Below are 7,690 nucleotides of genomic sequence, written 5' to 3'. Positions count from 1 at the left end.
TTTTCAAAGGTCTACATACTATTGCTTTGTTTCAGCAACTTTTATATCTTATCAACTCGCTTGGAAAAAGTCAACACTTTTTTTCAAGAAAGTTTCAAAAGAATTAAGCTTTCGAAACAACTATGTTAATTTATCATTCTCTTCTCGTTTCGTCAACTCTTTTCCGCAAAAAATGAAAAGTATTGCGCTTTATGCAAAACGCAATACTTTTGGAGTGTTTCTTAATTAAAAATCGGCATTCCTGAAATCTCAAAGGTGCCTAAAATCTCACGCAATCCGTCTGGCGTTTCCCAAACAAAACCTTCCGGTAGACGGGTGACTTTGTTTTCAGCCATTTCAAATACATAAAGCGGAACATTGTTGCCATTTGTTTGTGTGTTCGTCAGCTCTACTAGGCGAATATCATCCACATTAATAAGGACAACGTTTTTCAAAAAGTTTAAAAAGTTCGCCAAAACCGTGTTTTCTGATTTAATCTCTGTTCGAGCAAATTCATTGATGGTTCCTTCTTGATGAACCAAAAATCGTTTTGACCCGTCTTCCAAGTGCAGCATAATCGTTCCTGACACTTCTTTTGTCAAAATGTTTCACCTCTGTGGTCGCAAGTTCCTATTGAATTCCATCATATCATACCATATTTTCTGAAACAAAGAAATTGTATTATGAAAATTGCTATTTAGTTTTCAATTGCTATTTCGCTCAAGTAATCCAGCGACTCTTCTATCCATTTGGGCATCTGCTCCTGAATCGTTTGAAAACCGATGTTTCTGTTTCGATTTGTGAAATACCGTTTCCGGTAGTGCTGCACTGCCGGTGGACGTTCTGCCAATGTTCGCAGCGACAGACTGATTTTTTGGGTGTATTCATCGATATCGATAATTTGTACCCGCACTTTTTTTCCTACTTCTAAAAAGCTGTGGATATTTTTGGTATACCCTGGTTGTACTTCGGAAACGTGCACCAATCCTTGTGTTTGACTGTCCAGCGACACAAAAGCACCATAGGGTTGGATGCCCGTCACAGTTCCTTTAATAATTTGTCCTATTTTGTATCCCATATAGTTTCCTCTTTTCACATGTTTCATTATACTGTATTTAGAATCAAAAAAGAAGTTTGTAAATTAGGAGGGACTTTATGGTTGATTTTAATAAGGTTATCAATCGCAAGGGCACAAATAGTGTGAAATGGGACGAAATTTTAGAAACTTATCAAGAGGATGACTTGCTTCCTTTGTGGGTCGCTGATATGGATTTTAAAGCACCAGCAGCTGTTTTAAAGGCTTTTCACCATTCTGCGGATTTAGGTATTTTTGGTTACCAAGCAACACCGGACTCGCTTTATACAGCAATCATCGAGTGGCATCGCTCACAGCATCAGCTAGAGCTGAACAAAGACGAGATCATTTTTTTCAGCGGTGTATTAGCTGGATTAACTACCGCTCTCCAAGCTTTTACACAGAAGGACGAAGCTGTTTTGATTCATGATCCCGTTTATCCGCCTTTTTCCAGTATTGTTGAAAACAACCAGCGAAAGCTTGTTCGCAGTCCTCTAAAAAAAGTCGGAAACAACTATCAAATGGACCTTGCTGATATGGAGGAAAAGATCAAGCAGCATCAGGTAAAGGTCATGATCCTGTGTAATCCCCACAATCCTGGGGGACGTGTTTGGACCAAAAAGGAATTAGAGGCTCTAGGAAAACTATGCCAGAAGTATCAGGTAATCGTTTTTAGTGACGAGATTCATCAAGATCTGGTTTTTCAACCTAATCGAATGACCAATTTTTTATCTGTTGACAAAGACTTTTCCGCCTTTACGATTCAGTTTACTTCTATGACTAAAACCTTCAATTTAGCTGGAATCAAAAATTCGCTGGTGTTTGTAAAGGACCCCTCGCTGAGAGAAACGCTGCAGCAAAAGCAAGAAGAAAATTTCCAGCAAGAGATAAACACTTTTGGATTACTGGGCATGGAAGCTGCCTACACACATGGCCATGAATGGCTAGAGGAGTTGCTGCAGTACTTAAAGGAGAATATTGATTTTACCTTGAATTTTTTTGCAGATGAATTGCCAAAAGCAAAAATCATGGAACCTGAGGGGACTTACTTGTTATGGATCGATTTTTCCGCCTACGGTTTTTCCGATGAGGAATTGATGGAATTACTGGTTCACAAAGGCAAGGTCCTGTTGAATGCTGGAATAAGTTATGGTCCGGCAGGCAAGCAGCACATGCGTCTAAATGCAGCGTGCCCAAGAGACACTCTGCAAGAAGGGCTGTCGCGAATCGTCCAAGCGTTAAGCTAAGAAAAATCAGCTCCTGAAAAGCAGGGGCTGATTTTTTGATTTTACTTATTCTGTTACTTCGACTGTTTCGATCACAACATCATGAACTGGTCGATCTTGTGCACCTCGTTGGACAGCACCGATGGCATCGACGGTGTCCATTCCTTCAACAACATGGCCAAAAACAGTATGACGGAAATCCAGCCAAGGTGTGCCGCCTTCCTTGTAGGTCTCAATAATTTCTGACGGGAATCCCGCACCTTCCAATTGCGACAACATATTTTCAGGAACATTTTGATTGGTGACGATAAAGAACTGGCTGCCGTTGGTATTCGGTCCTGCATTTGCCATCGATAATGCGCCACGCAGGTTAAACACATTGCGCGAAAATTCGTCTTCAAATTTATCCCCATAAATACTTTCGCCGCCCATGCCTGTTCCGGTAGGGTCACCGCCTTGGATCATAAAATCAGGGATCACCCGGTGAAAAATCACACCGTCATAATAGCCCTTCTTCGCCAACTCAACGAAGTTTTTTACCGTTTTCGGTGCTTCTTCAGGAAACAATTGGACAACGATCTCTCCCATATTGGTTTTGATCGTTGCTTTTGGTCCTTTTTGTTCTGTCAGATTTAATTGTGGAAATTGAGTCACGCTCATATCCTCCTTTAATTTTGCTGGTTCTATCATATCAAACTTTGTCCATTTTTCCACGTAAATTCGATTGATTACTATTTCTTTTTTGTTCACGTTTGAAAGAAGCGAGGAAGTAGCGGACAAACAATGCCTACATATTTTTTCCGCTTTGCCGGACAGCCTCATTTTGGTAGGTTTGCGAAAAGTTTGTTACAATCAATGACAAAGAAAGGAAGAATGCAATGGAATTATTTGATATAACAATCGTAGGAGCGGGCCCTGTCGGAATGTTCGCCGCTTTTTATGCTGGAATGCGCCAAAGAAAAACAAAATTGATTGATAGCCTGCCTCAGCTAGGCGGACAGTTGACGACACTTTATCCTGAAAAACATATTTATGATATTCCTGGCTTTCCAGAAATCAAGGCTGCCGATTTGATCGGAAATCTGGAAAAACAGCTGCAGACATTTACTCATACATATTGCTTGGAAGAAGAAGTGATCGACCTCAAGAAGCACGAAAACTACCTTGAGCTGATCACCAACAAAGGTTCCCATTTTTCAAAAGCAGTCATCCTAGCCTTAGGCAACGGCTCCTTTCAACCGAGACGTTTGCAGGTAGCAAGAAGTGAGGTCTTCGAAAACAAAGGGATCGATTACTACGTGACGGACCTGATGAAGTATGCGGGAAAGAAAGTCGCAATTGCCGGCGGCGGTGATTCAGCGATCGACTGGGCTCTTATGCTGGAGCCGATCGCTGAAAAAGTCTCGATCATCCATCGCCGTAATCAATTCCGGGGACACGAGCACAGCGTAGAAAAGCTAAAATCATCGACGATCGAGATTTTGACTCCTTATGTCGTAACAGGCGTTTCAGGAGAGCAAATGCTGGATACAGTGACTTTGCAAAAAATGAAGTCAGATGAGACAATGGAATTGAATGTGGATCATTTAATCGTTAACTATGGCTTTACTTCTTCATTGGATCATCTGAAAAGTTGGGGGCTGGACTCTACCCGACAGGCAATAGTGGTGAATTCAGACATGAGCACTTCTGTTCCAGGTGTCTATGCTTGCGGCGACATTACCACGTATGATGGAAAAGTCAGATTGATCGCTACCGGCTCTGGCGAAGCCCCGACTGCGGTCAACAACGCCCTGCATTATATTGATCCCGAAACTCGGAGACAACCTGTTCACAGCAGCAGTTTGTTCCCAAAAATTCAAAGATAGCGGAGGTACATCATGGTTTTTGAAACACCAGCTTTAGAAGAAACAGCCCGTGCTTTATTAATCGAGCGCGGCGTGACCGTCAAAGATATTGCAGAGCTTGTTTTCTTTCTGCAAAAGGATTACATCGATGAACTAACGATGGGCGTCTGTATTCACAGCGTTGATCGCGTATTGACGAAACGAGAAGTTCATAACGCGATCATCACGGGTATTCAATTAGACAAACTAGCTGAAAAGAAATTGTTGGATTCTCCATTGCAAGAAATTTTGGAAGAAGATGAGGGACTATACGGCGTCGACGAAATCATGGCTTTATCGATCGTAAATGTGTATGGTTCGATCGGATTTACCAACTACGGGTATATCGATAAGGTCAAGCCCGGTATTCTGGCGAAACTGAACTCTCACGATGGAAAATCAGTGCATACCTTTTTAGATGACCTGGTAGGGGCCATTGCTGCATCTGCGGCAAGTCGCTTGGCCCATGAAGATCCAGAAAAACTAGATGATTTGATGAATTAACCCTGCTCAATCAGACTAGAGGCTGTGACAGTTTTGTCAGTAAGTGCCCAATCACTCAGTATCTACACTCTTTACCCACCTCCGGTTATACTTGAACTATCAAATGAAACGGAGGTGGTTCTTTGAAAGCCGCAAATGAAACCGTGCCCATTTAGATACACGACCAGTCAAAAAAGATACGTGATCAGAAGAAGAACAGCACCGCAAAGTTAGCCCTGCGCATTCGTAGAAAGGATCGCTCTGAACGATTGATTTACAAATGATCTGCTTATACAAAAGAGTGATTGCTGTTGTTGAATCCATCCCCAGCTTGATCAAAATGAACTCAGCTTCTTCCTTTAAGCTTTTATCCAACGCTCTTGAGTACTTCCTTTTTCCATACACTCCCCTCCAAAGTAGGAATTTGCCCCTTCTTCTGCCATACTATTTTAGAAGGCTTTTCAGCACAATTTTTTCATTCTAAATAAACAGACGAACCGCTCAAGACAGTTCGTCTGCTTTTATCTTCAAATTAACTTTCGTCCCTAGATTTAGAAACACCTGAATCGTCGGCCCCAACAAAAAGATCGCAAATAAGGTCCCCCAGCCGACAAAGCTTCCTAGCAGCACACCTGCTAAAACAATCAAAAAATCCAGCAAGACTCGCCCTCTTTGCAGCGACACTTTCAACAAACTGCAGACACAAAACATCATGCCCTCTAAAGGTCCTGAACCTAAGTCTGCTGCTAAATACAAAGCCGTACCAAAGGCCATGATCAGAAAGCCGAAGAAAGAAACAATCAGCTGCCCCTGCAGCCATTCGCTATTCTCAATAGCTGGCTGTACCCAACGAATCGTCTCGCCAACTAACAAGGTGTTAATGACACTACCAATACCCAGCATTTTTCGATTATACAAAAAGCTGATTCCTAAGAATAATAAACTGATAATCTGACTCCAACGTCCAAAGGGAATCGTCGTGTGCTGCATCAACCCACTGATTAAGGTACTCACCGAATCCATCCCTTGACCAGCCGTGACAATCACTTGAATGCCGATGCCCATCAACATCGTACCTATACATACCTGAATAATACGCCCTGTTTTACTCATCAGCTTCAACCATCATTTTCAGTTTCAAAATAAATTCATCGTAATCCTCACTCATACTCAGCTGCTTGGTGTTAATCGGCTCTGAAACAATCTCAATAAACTTTTCAAAAAAGTCATTGAAGGTATTGGCTTCCTCTTTATTTATGGCAATGAATGCGACCAGCTTTACGGAATAATTTGCCCAAACTAGCGGCTCCTGCAGAGTCATCATAGCAACGCCGCTTTTCCTTGCCTCCAGCTCCACCGAGTGAGGCACTGCAATTCCCGAAGGAAAACTGGTGGGCGACATGCGTTCCCGCTTTTCTACTCGTTGAATAAAATATTCGTCTACAAAGCCAGTATCTACCATGCGCTGACACAGCTGCTGGCGGATTTCTTCTGGGCCAAGTTCGGAAGGATCAATTTGATTAAAATACAGCTCTGGCATGATAAAGTTATCAATCCCTTGATACATCCGCTTCTTCTCCCGCTGTGATTTAACGGCCTCCATCCGATTTTCAATTTTCTTAATGTCCTTGGCAGTTAAAAAAGGATGAATAAAGACGGACCCAGCATGATCCGACGCCACCTTGCGATCTGTCGTCAGCAGCAAATCACAGGCCGCCAAATTCTCAGCCTGCCGTTCGGTCACCAGCACTGCCACACTGTCACCGAATTTCTCTTGAATTTGCCCACTCAGCTTCTGACCAATATCATGATAATCATTGACCACCAAGCGAATAACAATCTGATTTTGATGACGCTTCTTAGTCTCTAAAAAGGCACCGATATGCAGGGCAATGAAGGATATCTCATCATCGTTAAACCAGATATCCAGCCGTTCCTGGATCAAAGAAGAAATGTACACTGCCAAATCATAGGTCAAAGGATAGGCCGTTTTGATATCCAGCAGACTGCTGTTTCTTGTAAAGGTTTCATAGTGGGAACGATAATACAGACTTTGAATATGAATCGCCAGCTTGTTGAAAAATTCCTCTTCATGCAGCTCCACCAAATAGGTCTGCTCCACCTCGGACAATACCTCATGCAGCACACTGATAATTTCTTGATCCACAAAGGTTGAGAGCTGCTGATTGTTTTCTTTGGTTAAGGTTTCATTTTGTATCCCAATAAACAGTAAGGACAGCTGCTCTAGCTCCATTTTTGAAAAATGAATATCGTATTGCTGAGCCAAGGAATCACTGATTTCTTCTGCCAACAGAAATTCTGGCTTCTCCTGTAGCTGCGAAATACTTGGACCAGCATTCAAGCTGTGCCCTTGTCGAATCCGTTCAATACTAATAGCGTAATGCAGGACGATATTGTTTAGTGAATACTGATTGATCTGAATCTCATGCGCAGCCAGCGTTTGCTGAATGGTCTGCTGCAGCTCCTCTAAGGAAATATAGCCGATCATTTGCTGAATGCTGTGCTTAAGCTTCTCCTGCAAATCACTTTCGTTGTACAGCAAAGAAATCAGGTAACGCCGTTTAGCCCGTTCTGGCCCGGTTAGCTTGACGAAATCCTGTTCAAAAACAATTTGAATAGCATCATTGGTAATCTCCTTTTTTAACTGCTGAATATCATTCTTCAAGGTAGATTCTGAGACAAACAGCTTTTCAGCCAGCTCAAAACTATCTACTCCTTCAGAAGAATGCTTCAAAAGCTCAAGGAAAATACGGGACTTTCGATCCTCTATACCCTCTTTGGCAATCGCTACCGCTGAATTTAGCTGATAGCCTAAATGACTGGTTAAAATAAGTTCTGGTATTTGCTGATTGATTTTTGCGACACGATTGCGAATGGTTCGGGTTGTACATTGGCAGAATGCAGCCAGCTCCTTGGAGGTCACCCATTGCGGCTGCTTCTTTTCTAAAAATCCGACTAATTCCTTTTCTTTTTCCGTCAGCATCGTCTCACCCCTATTCAAAGAAAAGCTGGCCAAAGGG

At 42.4% G+C, this 7,690-nt stretch carries 9 protein-coding genes; 4 read left to right on the top strand and 5 right to left on the bottom strand.

Annotated features, from left to right (window positions below; genetic code table 11):
• Positions 1 to 229 (top strand): hypothetical protein (locus tag NRIC_RS19580; RefSeq protein WP_227873804.1); only part of this gene is annotated, 229 nt, incomplete at its 5' end.
• Here NRIC_RS19580 and NRIC_RS13405 read toward each other — a convergent pair.
• Complete coding sequence (locus tag NRIC_RS13405; protein WP_175580099.1) at positions 222 to 584, bottom strand: hypothetical protein; 363 nt, start codon at positions 582 to 584, stop codon at positions 222 to 224. The two genes, NRIC_RS19580 and NRIC_RS13405, sit on opposite strands and share 8 nt — an antisense overlap.
• Before the next feature lie 92 nt (positions 585 to 676).
• Positions 677 to 1,057, bottom strand: a complete 381-nt coding sequence (locus tag NRIC_RS13400; protein WP_146623211.1) for a CvfD/Ygs/GSP13 family RNA-binding post-transcriptional regulator — start codon at positions 1,055 to 1,057, stop codon at positions 677 to 679.
• Between the two features lie 77 nt (positions 1,058 to 1,134).
• Between NRIC_RS13400 and NRIC_RS13395 the strand changes: the two genes are divergently transcribed.
• Entirely contained in the window at positions 1,135 to 2,301 is a 1,167-nt protein-coding gene (locus NRIC_RS13395; protein ID WP_146623210.1) for a MalY/PatB family protein, read from the top strand.
• Positions 2,302 to 2,346: 45 nt separating this feature from the next.
• Here the strand turns inward: NRIC_RS13395 and NRIC_RS13390 are convergent, their stop codons facing one another.
• Positions 2,347 to 2,940 (bottom strand): peptidylprolyl isomerase, encoded by a 594-nt coding sequence (locus NRIC_RS13390; protein WP_175580098.1) that lies wholly within the window; start codon positions 2,938 to 2,940, stop codon positions 2,347 to 2,349.
• A gap of 218 nt (positions 2,941 to 3,158) precedes the next feature.
• Here NRIC_RS13390 and NRIC_RS13385 point away from each other — a divergent pair, with 218 nt between their 5' ends.
• Together NRIC_RS13385 and NRIC_RS13380 are read left to right on the top strand one after the other, a co-directional pair.
• The gene (locus tag NRIC_RS13385; protein ID WP_146623208.1) at positions 3,159 to 4,148 is read left to right on the top strand and encodes an NAD(P)/FAD-dependent oxidoreductase; all 990 of its coding nucleotides are present in this window, start codon (positions 3,159 to 3,161) and stop codon (positions 4,146 to 4,148) included.
• 12 nt (positions 4,149 to 4,160) lie between these two features.
• On the top strand, positions 4,161 to 4,670 hold the full coding sequence (locus NRIC_RS13380) for a phosphatidylglycerophosphatase A family protein (RefSeq protein ID WP_146623207.1): 510 nt from the start codon (positions 4,161 to 4,163) through the stop codon (positions 4,668 to 4,670).
• Positions 4,671 to 5,150: 480 nt separating this feature from the next.
• Here the strand turns inward: NRIC_RS13380 and NRIC_RS13375 are convergent, their stop codons facing one another.
• A complete protein-coding gene (locus NRIC_RS13375) occupies positions 5,151 to 5,762 on the bottom strand; it encodes a YczE/YyaS/YitT family protein (RefSeq protein WP_146623206.1) in 612 nt (203 codons plus the stop codon).
• Positions 5,755 to 7,653: a BglG family transcription antiterminator gene (locus tag NRIC_RS13370; RefSeq protein WP_146623205.1), complete on the bottom strand. Its 1,899-nt coding sequence runs from the start codon at positions 7,651 to 7,653 to the stop codon at positions 5,755 to 5,757. Before NRIC_RS13370 ends, NRIC_RS13375 begins: the two co-directional genes overlap by 8 nt.
• Positions 7,654 to 7,690: the final 37 nt, after the last annotated feature.

Source organism: Enterococcus florum, assembly GCF_004309355.1.
In the GTDB taxonomy this organism is placed as follows: domain Bacteria; phylum Bacillota; class Bacilli; order Lactobacillales; family Enterococcaceae; genus Enterococcus_A; species Enterococcus_A florum.
Note: the sequence above shows the minus strand (reverse complement) of the source record. Positions and strands in the feature narration are given on the sequence as shown.

What these genes read in the sequence shown, in the direction of transcription:
- NRIC_RS13390 (WP_175580098.1), bottom strand. Translation starts at nt 2,940, where the DNA reads ATGAGCGTGACTCAATTTCCACAATTAAATCTGACAGAACAAAAAGGA.
- NRIC_RS13400 (WP_146623211.1), bottom strand. Translation starts at nt 1,057, where the DNA reads ATGGGATACAAAATAGGACAAATTATTAAAGGAACTGTGACGGGCATC.
- NRIC_RS13385 (WP_146623208.1), top strand. Translation starts at nt 3,159, where the DNA reads ATGGAATTATTTGATATAACAATCGTAGGAGCGGGCCCTGTCGGAATG.
- NRIC_RS13375 (WP_146623206.1), bottom strand. Translation starts at nt 5,762, where the DNA reads ATGAGTAAAACAGGGCGTATTATTCAGGTATGTATAGGTACGATGTTG.
- NRIC_RS13380 (WP_146623207.1), top strand. Translation starts at nt 4,161, where the DNA reads ATGGTTTTTGAAACACCAGCTTTAGAAGAAACAGCCCGTGCTTTATTA.
- NRIC_RS13370 (WP_146623205.1), bottom strand. Translation starts at nt 7,653, where the DNA reads ATGCTGACGGAAAAAGAAAAGGAATTAGTCGGATTTTTAGAAAAGAAG.
- NRIC_RS13395 (WP_146623210.1), top strand. Translation starts at nt 1,135, where the DNA reads ATGGTTGATTTTAATAAGGTTATCAATCGCAAGGGCACAAATAGTGTG.